Origin of the sequence: Phyllobacterium sophorae, assembly GCF_003010965.1 — a bacterium.
In the GTDB taxonomy this organism is placed as follows: domain Bacteria; phylum Pseudomonadota; class Alphaproteobacteria; order Rhizobiales; family Rhizobiaceae; genus Phyllobacterium; species Phyllobacterium sophorae.
In genome coordinates, this window is the sequence record NZ_PGGM01000018.1 from 51,881 (window position 1) to 66,422 (window position 14,542).

The 14,542-nt window shown below is 57.8% G+C and carries 14 protein-coding genes; 6 read left to right on the forward strand and 8 right to left on the reverse strand.

Features of this window, described 5'->3' with window-relative positions; translation table 11 throughout:
* Positions 1-43: 43 nt before the first annotated feature.
* On the reverse strand, positions 44-2,689 hold the full coding sequence (pepN, locus tag CU103_RS27620; protein ID WP_106667242.1) for an aminopeptidase N: 2,646 nt from the start codon (positions 2,687-2,689) through the stop codon (positions 44-46).
* A 257-nt stretch (positions 2,690-2,946) separates the two neighbouring features.
* On the opposite strand from pepN, the gene CU103_RS27625 reads away from it, so the two are divergent.
* Positions 2,947-3,879 (forward strand): DMT family transporter, encoded by a 933-nt coding sequence (locus CU103_RS27625; RefSeq protein WP_106667243.1) that lies wholly within the window; start codon positions 2,947-2,949, stop codon positions 3,877-3,879.
* On the opposite strand, the gene CU103_RS27630 is transcribed toward CU103_RS27625, so the two are convergent.
* The 3 genes from CU103_RS27630 to CU103_RS27640 all read right to left on the reverse strand — a co-directional run bounded on the left by CU103_RS27630 (position 3,880) and on the right by CU103_RS27640 (position 6,743).
* Positions 3,880-5,130, reverse strand: coding sequence for an MFS transporter (locus CU103_RS27630; protein WP_106667244.1), 1,251 nt, complete (start codon positions 5,128-5,130; stop codon positions 3,880-3,882). It abuts the gene before it with no gap.
* 117 nt (positions 5,131-5,247) lie between these two features.
* The gene (locus CU103_RS27635) at positions 5,248-6,075 is read right to left on the reverse strand and encodes a uracil-DNA glycosylase (protein WP_106667245.1); all 828 of its coding nucleotides are present in this window, start codon (positions 6,073-6,075) and stop codon (positions 5,248-5,250) included.
* Between the two features lie 56 nt (positions 6,076-6,131).
* Positions 6,132-6,743 (reverse strand): hypothetical protein, encoded by a 612-nt coding sequence (locus CU103_RS27640; RefSeq protein ID WP_245449039.1) that lies wholly within the window; start codon positions 6,741-6,743, stop codon positions 6,132-6,134.
* 281 nt (positions 6,744-7,024) lie between these two features.
* Between CU103_RS27640 and CU103_RS27645 the strand changes: the two genes are divergently transcribed.
* On the forward strand, positions 7,025-8,692 hold the full coding sequence (locus CU103_RS27645) for an electron transfer flavoprotein-ubiquinone oxidoreductase (RefSeq protein WP_106667246.1): 1,668 nt from the start codon (positions 7,025-7,027) through the stop codon (positions 8,690-8,692).
* A 60-nt stretch (positions 8,693-8,752) separates the two neighbouring features.
* Positions 8,753-9,058, forward strand: coding sequence for an NIPSNAP family protein (locus CU103_RS27650; RefSeq protein WP_106667247.1), 306 nt, complete (start codon positions 8,753-8,755; stop codon positions 9,056-9,058).
* On the opposite strand, the gene CU103_RS27655 is transcribed toward CU103_RS27650, so the two are convergent.
* Complete coding sequence (locus CU103_RS27655; RefSeq protein ID WP_106667248.1) at positions 9,018-10,085, reverse strand: endonuclease/exonuclease/phosphatase family protein; 1,068 nt, start codon at positions 10,083-10,085, stop codon at positions 9,018-9,020. The genes CU103_RS27650 and CU103_RS27655 overlap by 41 nt on opposite strands.
* A gap of 37 nt (positions 10,086-10,122) precedes the next feature.
* Here CU103_RS27655 and CU103_RS27660 point away from each other — a divergent pair, with 37 nt between their 5' ends.
* On the forward strand, positions 10,123-10,359 hold the full coding sequence (locus CU103_RS27660; protein WP_106667249.1) for a hypothetical protein: 237 nt from the start codon (positions 10,123-10,125) through the stop codon (positions 10,357-10,359).
* A 186-nt stretch (positions 10,360-10,545) separates the two neighbouring features.
* On the opposite strand, the gene CU103_RS27665 is transcribed toward CU103_RS27660, so the two are convergent.
* Entirely contained in the window at positions 10,546-10,992 is a 447-nt protein-coding gene (locus CU103_RS27665) for a MarR family winged helix-turn-helix transcriptional regulator (protein ID WP_106667250.1), read from the reverse strand.
* 90 nt (positions 10,993-11,082) lie between these two features.
* Here CU103_RS27665 and CU103_RS27670 point away from each other — a divergent pair, with 90 nt between their 5' ends.
* Entirely contained in the window at positions 11,083-11,850 is a 768-nt protein-coding gene (locus CU103_RS27670) for a VOC family protein (RefSeq protein ID WP_106667251.1), read from the forward strand.
* A 48-nt stretch (positions 11,851-11,898) separates the two neighbouring features.
* Here the strand turns inward: CU103_RS27670 and CU103_RS27675 are convergent, their stop codons facing one another.
* Positions 11,899-13,407 (reverse strand): AMP nucleosidase, encoded by a 1,509-nt coding sequence (locus tag CU103_RS27675; protein ID WP_106667252.1) that lies wholly within the window; start codon positions 13,405-13,407, stop codon positions 11,899-11,901.
* 47 nt (positions 13,408-13,454) lie between these two features.
* On the reverse strand, positions 13,455-13,619 hold the full coding sequence (locus tag CU103_RS31625) for a hypothetical protein (RefSeq protein WP_162707201.1): 165 nt from the start codon (positions 13,617-13,619) through the stop codon (positions 13,455-13,457).
* A gap of 197 nt (positions 13,620-13,816) precedes the next feature.
* Between CU103_RS31625 and CU103_RS27680 the strand changes: the two genes are divergently transcribed.
* Complete coding sequence (locus CU103_RS27680) at positions 13,817-14,518, forward strand: glutathione S-transferase N-terminal domain-containing protein (protein WP_106667316.1); 702 nt, start codon at positions 13,817-13,819, stop codon at positions 14,516-14,518.
* Positions 14,519-14,542: the final 24 nt, after the last annotated feature.

The following is a 14,542-nucleotide window of genomic DNA, read 5'->3' on the forward strand; positions in this document are numbered from 1 at the left end:
GGTAATGAGGAAATTGGCGGTGGATAACTTTCGAACGGAGCTCCTAGGCGAGCGTCCGTTCGACGATGTCGCGCACATCGGACGAGAGGCCGGTCACTGTCGCGATGGTTGCAAGCGCTTCTCGGGCATGTTCGCGGCGCACCGGCTCGAAGGATCGCCACGAGCGCATCGCCGTCAGAAGCCGTGCGGCAAGCTGCGGATTCTTCTTTTCGATTGTCAGGATTGTTTCGGCGAAGAACCTATAGCCGCCGCCATCGGCACGGTTGAAACCGGTCTGATTACCACTGGAAAACGCACCAATCAGCGCGCGGGTGCGGTTGGGATTGTCGAGCGAAAACAGTTTGTGTGTCATCAGCCCGCGCACCTTGCCCAAGGCTTCGTTGCCGGGCTGCATCGCCTGAACGATGAACCACTTGTCCATGACGAGGGGATCGTTGCCGAACCGCTCTTCGAACGACCGCAGTGCCTGGCAGGTCGCATCGCTGCCGCTGAAACGCTGAACGAGCACACCCAGCGCTGCCGCCCTGTCGGTCATGTTGTCCGCTTTGCTGAACTGCGCGGCTGCAAGCTTGGGGGTGTTGTCGGCAACGCTGAGATAGTCGAGCAGCACGTTGCGCAGTGCCCTGCGGCCGGCACTGGCCGCGTCGGGCTGGAAAGGGCCATTGTGATCGAGGAGATCATAGAGCTCTGCAAATCGTTCTGCGAGGGATTCACCCACTGCGCTTACGAGGGCGTCCCGACTGCCAAGGATGGCATCCGGATCGATATTTGCGCCGAGTTCGCGCGCAATATCGCTTTCGGAGGGGATGCTAAGACAGAGTGCGCGGAACGCTTCATCCAGCGCCGGGTTAAAAGCGATATCGCCAAGGAGTTTGATCGAGGAATTTTCGATGGTCGCCGGCTTGCCGCCGCGGACCCGCTTCGAATTGCTGGTCAGCTTGGCGTTCAGAAGCTGGGTCAGCGCTTGCCAGCGCGTAACCTCATCGCCATCGTTACGGGCCAGAAAGACGAGGTCAGACCTTGTCAATTCGCTGGTCAGCGTGACCGGGGCGGAAAAGCCGCGCAGCAGCGACGGCACGGGGCGTTCGGAAATGCCGGAGAAGCTGAACCGCTCCTTGCGCTTACGCAGATGGATCACGTCATCCTTGACCAGGCCGCCCTTGGCTGACCGGGGCTTGAGTTCGCGGCCCTTGGTGCCGAGCAGCGCGAACTGCACCGGAATATGCATCGGTTTCTTCGATGGCTGCCCCGGGGTGGCTTTGAGCGACTGTTCAATCTCTATCTCGAAAGTCTTGGTCGCCTGATCGTAATCATAGGTGATTGCAAGGTTGGGCGTGCCTGCCTGGTCGTACCAGAGAGCGAACTGGCTGAGGTCTTCGCCGGAAGCATCCTCGAACACCTTTATGAAATCCTCGATGGTCGCCGCATCGCCATCATGGCGCTCGAAATAGAGATCCATGCCTTTGCGGAAAAGGTCGGGTCCCAGAATGGTGCGGATCATGCGCACCACCTCGGAGCCCTTTTCGTAGACAGTCGACGTGTAGAAATTGTTGATCTCGCGGAATTGGCGCGGACGCACCGGATGGGCGAGGGGACCCGCGTCTTCGGGGAACTGGTGCGCTTTCAGCCCCTTCACCTCGGCGATGCGCTTTACCGGCCGCGAGCGCATGTCAGCGGAGAATTCATGGTCGCGGTAGACGGTCAGGCCTTCCTTCAGGCAAAGCTGGAACCAGTCGCGGCAAGTGATTCTATTTCCTGTCCAATTGTGGAAATATTCATGGGCAATGACGGCTTCGATCCCGGCATAGTCGGTGTCGGTCGCGGTATCTGGATCGGCGAGCACGTATTTGTCGTTGAAGACATTGAGACCCTTGTTCTCCATCGCACCCATGTTGAAATCGGAAACCGCGACAACGTTGAACACATCGAGATCATACTCGCGGCCGAAAACCTCCTCGTCCCACTTCATCGAACGCTTCAGCGCATCCATGGCGTAGAGCGCACGCGGCTCTTTGCCATGCTCGACATAGATGCCGAGATCCACATGGCGGCCGGAAGCGGTGGTGAATGTATCGGTGATCACGCCGAGATCGCCCGCGACGAGCGCGAAGAGATAGGCGGGTTTTGGATGCGGATCATGCCAGGTGGCGAAATGGCGGCCGTTGGTAAGCTCGCCCTTATCTTTGGGATTGCCGTTCGACAGAAGCAGCGGCGCTTCGCTGCGCTCGGCTTCGATGCGAACCGTGTAGATGGAGAGAAGGTCGGGCCTGTCGAGGAAATAGGTGATCCGGCGGAAGCCTTCGGCCTCGCACTGGGTACAGTAGACGTTGCTCGACCGGTAAAGCCCGGTCAGCTGACGGTTGGTGGTCGGATTGATTTCCGTTGTGAGCTCAAGCGTGAATTTGCCGTTTTGCGGCAGGCCGCGGATCTCGAGGCGGTCGGGTGTTGCCACGTAGGTATTGTCGCCGGGAGCAGCGCCATCGATGCGGATATCAATGAGCTTGAGTTCGTCGCCATCCAGGATGAGAGGCGCATCGGCGGCAATGCCTTGTCTGCGCTCGATCTGCAACGTGGATTTGACGATTGTGCGCTCGGGGTGGAGTGCAAAATCGAGTTGGGTTTCAGGGATAAGGAAATCGGTTGGCTTGTAATCATCCAGATGAAACACCTGGCCGGTATCGGTACGCATCGTTCTAACTGTCCTTTATGTGGTGCCGGAACCTACCTGCCTTTTTGATCGTGCACAACAAATCCCATCATTCACCCGATTGTTTGCCCGAAAAACGCAACGTGATCGATTACTATCTGGTGTGGCCGGTCAAACAAGCCTAAAGATATATCAGTTTACAATTCCTCGCGTGCACGTCATTTCTCTTTCCTCAAGGAATTCCTACCGTGGCTACCATTGTTCACCCGGGTGACGGTGAACCGCCTGTTGCTGATCGAATGCGCACTTCCAATGTAATGGTTGGAATTGGTCTCAAGGTCGCTTCGGTCTGCGTCTTTGTCTGCATGTCGAGCCTGTTGAAGGCATCGGAGGGCATTCCGGCCGGTCAGCTGGTGTTTTTCCGCTCGTTCTTCGCGATCTTTCCGGTCATAGCCTTCATCGCCTGGCAAGGGCAGATGGCAGTGGCTTTCAAGACGAAAGAGCCCTTCAGTCATTTCTGGCGTGGTTTGGTCGGTGTCAGTGCCATGGGCCTGAGCTTCTACGGCCTGACAAAATTGCCTCTGCCGGAGGCCATTGCCATCAGCTACGCGACGCCGCTGCTGACCGTCGTGTGCAGCGCCATTCTGCTCCGCGAGACGGTGCGGCTATATCGCTGGACAGCGGTTTGTTTCGGTCTGGTCGGCGTGGTGATCATTCTGTGGCCGCGTTTGTCCTTCTTCACCGGCGAAACCGAATTCGGTGGTGATCAGGCTATCGGCGCGCTTGCAACGCTGGGAGGCGCCGGCCTTGCGGCCATTGCAATGCTGCTGGTGCGCAAGCTGGTGCAAACCGAACGTACACCGACCATTGTCGTATATTTTTCCATTGCTTCCAGCCTCATTGCGCTGCTCAGCTTTCCCTTTGGCTGGATCTGGCCAACTCCCTTCCAGGCAACCTGCCTGATCATGGCGGGAATTGCCGGAGGGGTCGCGCAGATCCTTCTGACCGAGAGCTATCGCCACGCCGACATGTCGGCGATCGCTCCATTCGAATACACATCCATGCTGCTTGGATTGGTTATCGGCTACCTGCTCTTCGGGGACGTTCCGACCGCCGAGATGATCATCGGCGCGGCCATCGTCATCAGCGCCGGGATTTTCATCATCTACCGCGAGCACCGGTTGGGACTTGCCCGGGCGCGAGCGCGAAAGGCATCGACTCCGCAGGGTTGATCACTCCTCCTGCGCGGCAGCTTCGCTCAAGGGATGCAGCTGGAAGGTCTCCGGCGTCTGCGGCCGGTCATGGGGGCGGATGGCAAAATCAGGCCGTGCCGACGGGGCCTGCGATGCCCGGCGCAGACTGCGCCAGAATGCATAGGAGCCATAGGCAGCATAACTGACAGCCATGGTGACGAAAAAGCCGGAAGGCCCGTTGAGATCCATCAGCCGTCCGGCGATCTGCGGCCCGATCATGCTGCCGACACCGTAAACAATCAGCAAGCCGCTGGAGATCTTGACGAATTCACTGGGTTCGGCGAAGTCGTTGGCGTGAGCTACGTTGAGCGAATAGATCGGAAACAGCACCGTCCCAAAGGCAAACATCAGCGCGTAGATCACCCAGGGCGTGGTCGGCTGGATCATGATCATCGCCAGCGATAGGGCCACGCCGCCGATCCCCGCGACCACCATCACGTAGCGCCGGTCGACGAAATCAGAGATACGTCCAATGGGATACTGGAAAATCGCGCCGCCGATCATTGAACTCGCGATCATTGTAGCGATACCGAAGGTCGACAGGCCAATATCGCGCCCGTAGACCGCGGACAGGAAGTTCCATGCACCGGCGATGATCCCGGCAAGCAAAGAGCCTATCAGCGCCGCTGGCGATTTGCGGTAAAGCCCGGGAAGGTCGAGCGAAACCTGCGTCAGCGGCCGGGGCGACTGTGCATTGGAGAGACCTGTTGGCACCAGCGCCCCGGCATAGATCAGCGCCCCGATCATGAACAACGCCTGCGTGGCAGGATCGCCAAAGGGCAGGATATACTGGCCGACGAGAAGGCCAATCATTGAAACGATCATATAGACCGAGAACACCATGCCGCGCGTACTGTTCGTGACGCGTTCGTTCAGCCAGCTCTCGATGACCATGTAGCTGCCTGCAAGCGAGAAACCAGCGAGTGCGCGAAACAGCGTCCAGGCCCAGGGGTTGATGATCAGCCCGTGAAACAGCATCGACATGGACAGGAGGGTGAGGAGGACGGCGAAGACGCGCACATGGCCAACCCGCCGCACAAGGCGCGGGACGATGATGCAGCCGCCCGTGAAGGCCAGCGCATAGCCCGTACCGAGCCAGCCGATTGTCGTCGGTGACCAGCCTTCCATGCCTGCGCGCAAGGGCAGCAGAATACCTGCTAGGCCTCCTGCCGTCAGCATCAAAAACGTGCTGGTCAATAGTGCCGTGATCGGCAAGAGCTGGCGAAACATATGTGTATCCTGTGTTTCAGTATCTGAAACTACAGGTTTCAATTGGCCCGCAAGCCAGCGATTACGACACTGTCATTCCAGTTTTGCGCCAAGTTTTGGCTGAAAAGGGCCTATGGATTATTCCGTCAGCGCACGCAACCGCATTTTAACGCTGACGAAATCGCGCCAGGCAAAGCGTTTCTGCGCGGCATTGCGCAGGAGATATGCGGGATGCAGCGTTGGCATGACGGGGATTTCAATTCCCGAAGCAGTCGAATGGCTTTTCCAGTTGCCGCGCAGCCGCAAAATGCCTTCCGTTGCATTGGTCAGCGCTTTGGCCGCCGGGCCGCCCAGCGCAACCAGCAATTTCGGGTTGGCAAGTTCGATCTGGCGCTCGAAGAAAGGGCGGCAAATCTCGGTCTCGAGCGGTGTCGGAGTGCGGTTGCCAGGGGGGCGCCACGGGATCGTATTGGCAATGTAGGCGGAGGTGCGGTCAAGACCGATGGCCGCCAACATGCGGTCCAGCAGTTGCCCCGAGCGGCCGATGAAGGGAACGCCCTCAAGATCCTCTTCGCGTCCCGGCGCCTCGCCGACAAACATGATCGAGGCGTTCGGATTGCCATCGGCGAAAACCAGGTTTTTGGCGGTGAATTTGAGATTGCAGCCATCGAAGGCGCCAAGCTGTTCGCGCAGCTCCTCCAGCGTCGCAGCGCTCGAGGCAAGCTGCCGGGCCATTGCGATCTTGGCATCATCCGGAACTGTAGCCCTGGTCAGGGTCGATGGCGCGGGTTGGCTCGGCTGCGGGCTTTCCGGCTGCTGCTGTGGGCCCGGGGCTCTTTGCACAGGGGCAGCGGGCGCAATGCGTTTCGCTTCAACCTGTGAAAAGCGGTCGACCGGCAAGTCTTCGAGCGGCGTATCAACGCCAGCCTCGGAATAGAAGTGCAGCAGTTCGCGCAGGTTCGGCACTGGATGATCCTTTGAGCTTTCAAATGACGTCGCAAATTGCTCGACCTAATGCAAGCTCAAGAGGATGGAATGCGCGGATCCTGCACCAGATAAAATACGCGCTTTGGGGTAAAATCGGCGATCGGGAACGTGAATGTCGCGTTGCCGCCAGGGTCGAGCTTGCCTCCCCGGAAAATCATCCGGTCATAGGGTTCAAAATCGTCCCTGTAGCTGGCGAAGCCTTCAGACCGGATCATGCCCTTCTTGTCCCCTGGCTGATAGAAAGACAGCCCATCACCGTAATCGCTTGGTACATTCGGTTGTTCTTGCAGCTCGAAGCCAAATTCGATCCAGGGGTGGCCGCTGCCGTTGATTGCCCGAACCTGCAAATAGAAAAGAATTCCGATGTCTTCGCTCGGGTTTGCCTGGGCTATTTTTTCCGTTCGAATGATGAGGATGGTCGGTGTCGCGGAAGGGAATTCTTCGGTCAGGATGACCGGATCCTCAAAAGTGCCCTTGCCGCTGATCGAGCGAATTGTGAAACCTCCGCGTTCATCGGAAAACGAGTAGGACCCCGCCGTCCACAGTTCGCGCTCCTCCGCCGCTGCCCCCTCTGAAGCGTAGTCAGTGAAAAGCATGCAGATGGCAAGGAAGCCAAAGAGCATCCAACTCACTCGGAGCAGTTTCATCCGGTCTCCAATCTGTTAGATGACGGACACTGAATTCAATAGCCGGAGTATGAACGAAAAGTGCAAAGGCGCAACTGCCGGATACGGATCAAGACGCAACGAAAATATTGACGTTTACGTTAAGGGAAATTATGAAATCGAGCGATCGTCGTAGGATGAGGGCAATTGGCCGCATCTGGAATGCGTGCTAGCCACTGTCATACGGCTATTGTTGCGCTACAAATCGGAAAAACACGGGCTCAATCGTGTTTACGGGGCATACAGGCATTCAGGAGGACATCATGAGCGAGGCAACCGAACTTCCAGATCGCGAGAGCATGGAGTTTGATGTCGTGATCGTTGGAGGAGGGCCATCGGGCCTGTCCGCGGCCATCAGGCTCAAGCAGATCAATCCTGAGCTTTCAGTCGTCGTTCTCGAAAAGGGCGGTGAAATCGGCGCGCATATCCTTTCCGGTGCGGTGGTCGATCCCATTGGGGTCGACAAGCTCCTGCCCGGCTGGCGCGACGAGGAGGGGCATCCCTTCAAGACACCGGTAACGGCGGATCATTTCCTCGTGCTGGGTCATTCGGGCTCTATACGCCTTCCCAATTTCGCCATGCCGCCGCTGATGAACAATCATGGCAATTTCATCGTTTCTCTCGGCAATGTCTGTCGCTGGCTGGGGAGCAAGGCTGAAGAACTTGGCGTTGAGATCTATCCAGGCTTTGCCGGCTCGGAAGTGCTTTACGACGGCAAGGGCGCAGTTGTCGGTGTAGCGACCGGCGACATGGGCATCGAGAAAGACGGATCGCACGGGCCAGCCTATACCCGTGGTATGGCGCTCCTCGGCAAATATGTCCTGATCGCGGAAGGCGCGCGCGGCTCGCTGGCCAAGCAGCTGATCAATAAATTCAAACTCGATGAAGGCAAGGAGCCGGCCAAATACGGTATCGGACTGAAGGAGCTCTGGCAGGTCGATCCGGCCAGGCACAAGCTTGGCCTCGTCCAGCACTCTTTCGGCTGGCCTCTTGATTTGAAGACCGGCGGCGGATCGTTCCTCTATCATCTCGAGGACAACACGGTGGCCGTGGGCTTCGTCATGCACCTCAACTACAAGAATCCCTATTTGTCGCCGTTCGAGGAATTCCAGCGTTTCAAGACCCATCCTGCCATTCGGGGTACTTTCGAAGGTGGCAAGCGGTTATCCTATGGTGCGCGCGCGATTACCGAAGGCGGCTGGCAATCGGTACCCAAACTGTCGTTCCCCGGAGGCGCGCTGCTCGGCTGCTCGGCCGGTTTTGTCAACGTGCCGCGCATCAAGGGTTCGCACAATGCCATGCTCTCCGGCATGCTGGCCGCAGAACATGTGGCGCAAGCCATCGCGGCCGGGCGCGCCAATGACGAGCTGATCGCTTATGAGAACGCCTGGCGCTCAAGTGAAATTGGCAAGGACCTGAAGCGCGTCCGCAATGTCAAGCCAATGTGGTCGAAGCTCGGCACGATCGGGGGCGTCGTTCTCGGTGGCCTGGATATGTGGCTTAACACGATTTTTGGCGGCTGGTCGCCCTTCGGCACATGGAAACATGGCAAGACCGATGCGGCCTCGCTTGAACCCGCAAGCAAATACGGCCCGATCGCCTATCCGAAGCCGGATGGTGTCCTGACTTTCGACCGCCTGTCGTCGGTGTTCCTGTCAAACACCAACCACGAGGAAAACGAGCCGGTTCACCTCATCGTCAAGGACCCTGCACTACAGAAGTCTTCCGAGCATGACGTCTATGCCGGGCCATCGGCACGCTATTGCCCGGCCGGCGTCTATGAGTGGGTCGAGGAGGCAACCGGGCCGAAATTCGTGATCAACGCGCAGAACTGCGTCCACTGCAAGACCTGTGACATCAAGGATCCCAACCAGAATATCAACTGGGTGCCGCCGCAGGGCGGCGAGGGGCCGGTTTATACGAACATGTGATCCAAAAGCCCGGCATTGTGTCGGGCTTTTTTAGCTCTGGAAGCATCACAGGAGTTTCCCATGATCACCTGCTATCTGAAATATGTCATCGATCCCTACAAAGTTGCTGAATTCGAGGAGTACGGCCGCCGGTGGATCGCTCTCGTCAACCGGCTGGGCGGCAACCATCACGGCTATTTTCTGCCGGGCGAAGGTGCCAGCAATATCGCTTACGCCATGTTCAGTTTTCCAAGCCTTGCCGCTTATGAGGATTATCGCCAGCGCATGGCGAAAGATCCGGAATGCCAGGAAGTGCTTGAGAGCGAAAAGCTTAATCGCAGCATCATCAGCTACGAGCGCAGTTTCCTGCGCCCGGTCTTCGAATAGGAAAGGCTGACCGGTCCGTGAGCATCACCGTCTGCTGATCGGGCCCGCTATCGTCCACGCCGCTGATCGAAAAGCGCAACAGCATCGGCAGATGATCCGAGCCCGCCGGCGCGAGCGTCTCTACCCGGGTTGGCGATATTCGTTGTGAAACCAGGATATGGTCGATGGGCAGGCCGATCCACCGCGCTGCATGCGCCAGCGTGCCGTTGACGAGCCAGCTCGGGCGCAGGCCTTCAACCGAGCGTGTCTGGCTCGCGACGGTGATGGTCTTGAGCGTTTGGCTCCAGGGCGTCGCGTTAAAATCACCGGCGATAATCGATGGTCCCTGCAATCTCTCGAAATAGGCTCTCAATTCCTCGACATTCTCTGTCTGCTCGTATGGCCATGGCCAGCCGAGATGCAGGGCGACAATGATGGCACTGCGGCCGCCAAAATCGATACGTGCCAGTCCTGCCAGACTGTTGCCAATGCATTGCGGTGTAGTTCCAAGCGCAAATGGCCGGCGTGAGAGGATCGCAACGCCACCGATGCGTTTGGTACTCGGGCAGTAGAGATTGTACGGGTACCGCGCCTCGATCGCCTTTAGCTGCGGCCGCCAATTGTCGGAGGCCTCCTGCACGGTGATGACATCCGGTGCTTCACGTGCAATCAGGCGGATGAAATCCGCTTGATTGCGGTTGTCATAACGCAGATTGAGCTGCAGCAGCTTGTACTCGGACCTGCCGACCGGTTCAGCCGATTGCACAGGTGTTTCAGCTTCGGCGGAAGGCGCTGGCGCAGGAACAAGGACCGTCGCGAGCGCGGTCAGGGCCAGGACAATCGCCATCAGACCTTCGCGCCACAGGCCGAGAAGCAGCGCTGGAATGGCGGATACCGCCATCAGCACGGCCAGGTGCATGCGGAAGTGCGCGAACGCATCGAATGCCGGATGGATTGCACCGAAGAATCCGAGGACAAGCGGTACCGAAAACAGGATCGGCAGCAGCACGGCAGCGAGTGTCAGCCAGGAGCGATTTTTGGTAGTCATGGCCTTGCATTAAACCTGCAATTACGCCGCAATCAAGATGGCGGATGTAACGTCCTTTGGCGCTGAGAAGACAACCGGCGAGGCCGCGCGCACGGGAATATGCAACCCAGCAATCGTTGTCGTCTTCAACAATTTAAGCCAGGTTTTGAGCGGGTTTCGTAGGCAGAAGCAGCAGGCACCGAGCGAACAGGTGCATCAGGGTGGTGGCCTCCCTGACCCGGCAAGGGCCTTGCTTATGAAACTGGAGGTGAACTATGCGGTATTTGCCGTTTAGCCTCACTCTGACAATGAAAAGAACCCGGACGAGTTGGTCGCTCAGCTTCCGGGTTCAATTCAACTAGTCAGAAACCGAGGGGCGGGCGGAAGCTCGCTCCTCACTCCAATAAGAAATATAACACTTTTCCCGCTGTTTCCAAGCCGTATCAAATTCGACTTTTGATGCATAAACGTGGACCCGATTTCACAAAACCTTCTTCAGGCTATTCAAGAGGCGGTCGTGCTCGCCGTCGTCGAGCAGATGTTCAAGCTCCCCGTGCGTGCTCCTCCATATCGGCGTGACTTCCGAGAGCACGCGCATGCCTTCCGGCGTCAGTGCCAGCAGCCGGCTGCGCTTGTCCGCGGGATCGGGTGTAACCATCACCAGGCCACGGCGCTCCAACGGCTTGAGTGCGGCGGTCAGTGTAGTGCGATCCATTGCCAATAAATGGGCTACGGAGCTAAGATTGGGAGGTTTCGGCCGGTTGAGCGACATGAGCAGTGAAAACTGGCCATTGGTCAGATCGAAGGGCCGCATTGCATCGTCGAATCGTCGCGCCAGCGCCCGAGCAGCCCGCTGGACTGCCAGGCACATACAGCTGTCGCGGACATGTATGGTCGTTTCGTAGGGTACTGAGATCGGCTTTGACATGGCCTATATATGTTGATATCAACATAATTGTCAACATTCAATCACGTGTGTTCGTTACAGTCCGGGTAATCATGAAAAGGAGGAGCCATCATGACCAATCGCGGCAATTTCATTTGGTATGAACTGATGAGCAGTGACGCGCAAGCGGCTGAAAGCTTTTATTCCAACGTGGTGGGTTGGGGCACGCAGGACTCCGGCGTTCCGAACATGAAATATACCTTGCTGACGGTTGATAGTAAGCCTGTCGCCGGGATGATGACCACACCCGAAGGCTGCAATACCGGCGTGGAGTCGATGTGGTCGGGCTATGTCATGGTCGATGATGTCGATCAGTACGCGAAACGCGTCAAAGATGCCGGGGGCAAAGTGTCCGTCGAACCGCAGGATATTCCCAATGTGGGCCGGTTTTCCGTCGTGGCCGATCCGCAAGGCGCGCCGTTCACCTTGTTCAAGCCCTCCATGGACGAACGCGGTGATTTCCCCACCCCTCCGACTGCCGGTACGATTGGCTGGCACGAATTGATGACCAGTGATTGGAAGAGCGCGTTCGAATTCTACTCTGGCCTGTTTGGCTGGACCAAAGGCGATGCGATGGACATGGGCCCGATGGGAACCTATCAGATTGTCGAGCGTGACGGCCAGATGTTCGGCGCGATGATGAACGATCCGGAGCCCGGGGCGTCACCAGTCTGGCGCTATTATATCTGTGTGGATGATATTACGTCCGCTGAAAGCCGGCTTAAAGCCAAGGGCGGGCAAGTGCTCTTTGGTCCAGAGGAAGTGCCGGGCGGACAGTGGATATTGCACGCCAAGGATCCGCAGGGTGTCTTTTTCGCCCTGGTTGGCAATCGCGCATGATCCGTATCTGCTAACGAGACAGTTACAGCCTCGGTATGAGGCTGTGACTCATTGGAACGCCATCTCGAAAAAGCTGCGCAATTTGCGCGAGTGCAGCTTTTCGGGTGGCATTTCAGCCAGTTTCTCCAGCGCCCGGATACCAATCTTCAGGTGCTGCGCTACCTGGCGCTTGTAGAATTCCGTCGCCATGCCCGGCAGCTTCAATTCCCCGTGCAGGGGCTTGTCGGAAACACAAAGCAGCGTTCCGTAAGGTACGCGAAAGCGGAACCCGTTGGCGGCAATGGTCGCCGACTCCATGTCGAGCGCGATGGCACGCGATTGCGAGAGCCGCTTTACTGGTCCGCGCTGATCGCGCAATTCCCAGTTGCGGTTGTCGATTGTCGCGACCGTGCCCGTGCGCATGATACGCTTCAGGTCATAGCCTTCGAGCCCGGTAATCTCCGCCACGGCCTGCTCGAGCGCCACCTGCACTTCGGCCAGCGCCGGTATCGGCACCCAGACTGGCAGGTCATCGTCAAGCACGTGATCCTCGCGCACATAGGCATGGGCGAGCACATAATCGCCAAGAGCCTGCGTATTGCGCAGCCCGGCGCAGTGCCCGAGCATCAGCCATGCATGCGGCCGCAGCACGGCAATATGGTCGGTGATCGTCTTGGCGTTGGAAGGACCCACGCCGATGTTGACCATGGTGATGCCGGAGCCATCGCTGCGTACAAGATGGTAGGCCGGCATTTGTGGCAGCCGGCCCAAGGGTACGCCTGAGGACGGCCCTTCACCGCCGGCTTCCGTCACCAGGTTGCCCGGTTCAATGAATCGCTCATAGCCGCCGCCGCCCGCGGCCATCAGTTTGCGGGCGAGGGCACAGAACTCGTCGATGTAGAACTGATAGTTGGTAAAGAGCACATAGTTCTGGAAATGCATCGGGCGTGTCGCCGTATAGTGCGAGAGCCGGTGCAGTGAATAATCGACGCGCTGTGCGGTAAAGGGCGACAACGGCATGATGCTGTCGATGTCGTCGGTCTCATATTCCCCATTGACGATCCGGTCGTCGGTGGCCGCGAGGTCCGGCACATCGAACAGATCGCGCAAGGGACGTGTAAATGCGTCCGCGACGGAGGATTCCACGTGGGTGCCTTCAAGGAAGGCGAAGTGGATAGGGATTGGCGTCGTCGATTCCTGAACCGTCACCGGATGGCCATGGTTGCGGATCAGCAGGCGTATCTGTTCTTCGAGATAATGGTCGAACAGGTCAGGCCGCGTGATCGTCGCTGAATATTGGCCGGGCGATGATACATGGCCAAACGCCAGGCGCGAATCGATTTGCGCATAGCTTGATGTGGAAAGCCGCACCTCTGGATAGAAGGCGCGAAAATGCATGGTGTCCCTGGCCTCGCCCTTGGCCACTTTGTCGAATGCATCGCGCAAGAACTGCGTATTGCGCTCATAAAGCGCACTCAATGCTTCGACAGCAGCTTTCGCGTCTGTAAATTCTTCGGGCTCAACATGGCGCGGCATGCTGATGGTGACAGGTTTCTTGGTTCCGATTCGCTTGTCCATCTTCCCAATATAGTGACATCACGTGACACTTGAAAAGGAGACAAAGCTCAAACTCTTTGCAGCGCGACGAGCAGAACGAGGCCGATGCCTCCGTTGGAGGGCGAGCGGCTCTCATAGCTTGCGGCAAATGCTACGACCGGACCTACGAGAATGGCCGAGAAAATAAGCGCCCGCAGGAATAGCAGGGATAGATTTGTTGCCGTTCGTACCATGACCCCCTCGCTTTCCTTGCCAGAGATTTGTTCTGTTCTGTTGCTGGGACACTAGATGCGGCGGGCTGAACGAAAGCTGAGGTACCCGTTCATCCAGCGTTCAACAAGAATTGGGAATTCCGAACCCGAACCTTGAGATCGGCATGCGGAGACCTATGTTCAGCCGTGATATCCCCCAAGATTTCATGGAGACGCTCATGACGACCCAGACAAAGCCGATCGAACTTCACTACTGGCCAACGCCCAATGGCTGGAAAATTTCCATCATGCTGGAGGAACTTGGCGTTCCCTATGAGTTGAAGCTGGTCAATATCGGCAGGGGCGAACAGTTTGAGCCATCATTCCTGAAGATCGCTCCCAATAATCGCATGCCCGCCATCGTCGATCCGGAAGGTCCGGATGGACAGCCGATTTCGGTATTCGAATCCGGTGCGATCCTGCAATATCTTGGCCGGAAGTTCGGCAAATTCTATCCGCAGGATGAGCGCACGCGCGTTCAGGTCGAGGAATGGCTGTTCTGGCAGGTCGGCGGCTTGGGGCCGATGGCCGGTCAGGCCCATCATTTCCGCCAATATGCGCCGGAGAAGATCGAATATGGCATCAACCGCTACACCAATGAGGTCAACCGTCTCTACGGTGTGATGAACCGCCGCCTCGAGAGTCTCGAATATCTGGCCGGTCGTTATTCCATCGCTGACATGGCTTCCTATGGCTGGGTGATTTCCCATGCCAATCAGGGGCAGGATCTGAGTGATTTCCCCAATCTGAAGCGCTGGTTTGAAGCCATTGGCGCACGCCCTGCCGTTCAGCGCGGCGTGGAGGTCGGCAAGGCGGAACGCATCAATCTCGCCAATGACGAAGAAGCCAAGAGGATCCTCTTCGGCCAGCGGGCGCGCTGAGATTCGGAATGCTTGAAACTCGTG

Excerpts from the sequence above, each read along its gene's own strand:
- pepN (WP_106667242.1), bottom strand. The coding sequence starts at position 2,689 with ATGCGTACCGATACCGGCCAGGTGTTTCATCTGGATGATTACAAGCCA.
- CU103_RS27625 (WP_106667243.1), top strand. The coding sequence starts at position 2,947 with ATGCGCACTTCCAATGTAATGGTTGGAATTGGTCTCAAGGTCGCTTCG.
- CU103_RS27630 (WP_106667244.1), bottom strand. The coding sequence starts at position 5,130 with ATGTTTCGCCAGCTCTTGCCGATCACGGCACTATTGACCAGCACGTTT.
- CU103_RS27640 (WP_245449039.1), bottom strand. The coding sequence starts at position 6,743 with ATGAAACTGCTCCGAGTGAGTTGGATGCTCTTTGGCTTCCTTGCCATC.
- CU103_RS27645 (WP_106667246.1), top strand. The coding sequence starts at position 7,025 with ATGAGCGAGGCAACCGAACTTCCAGATCGCGAGAGCATGGAGTTTGAT.
- CU103_RS27650 (WP_106667247.1), top strand. The coding sequence starts at position 8,753 with ATGATCACCTGCTATCTGAAATATGTCATCGATCCCTACAAAGTTGCT.
- CU103_RS27655 (WP_106667248.1), bottom strand. The coding sequence starts at position 10,085 with ATGACTACCAAAAATCGCTCCTGGCTGACACTCGCTGCCGTGCTGCTG.
- CU103_RS27660 (WP_106667249.1), top strand. The coding sequence starts at position 10,123 with ATGGCGGATGTAACGTCCTTTGGCGCTGAGAAGACAACCGGCGAGGCC.
- CU103_RS27665 (WP_106667250.1), bottom strand. The coding sequence starts at position 10,992 with ATGTCAAAGCCGATCTCAGTACCCTACGAAACGACCATACATGTCCGC.
- CU103_RS27670 (WP_106667251.1), top strand. The coding sequence starts at position 11,083 with ATGACCAATCGCGGCAATTTCATTTGGTATGAACTGATGAGCAGTGAC.
- CU103_RS27675 (WP_106667252.1), bottom strand. The coding sequence starts at position 13,407 with ATGGACAAGCGAATCGGAACCAAGAAACCTGTCACCATCAGCATGCCG.
- CU103_RS31625 (WP_162707201.1), bottom strand. The coding sequence starts at position 13,619 with ATGGTACGAACGGCAACAAATCTATCCCTGCTATTCCTGCGGGCGCTT.
- CU103_RS27680 (WP_106667316.1), top strand. The coding sequence starts at position 13,817 with ATGACGACCCAGACAAAGCCGATCGAACTTCACTACTGGCCAACGCCC.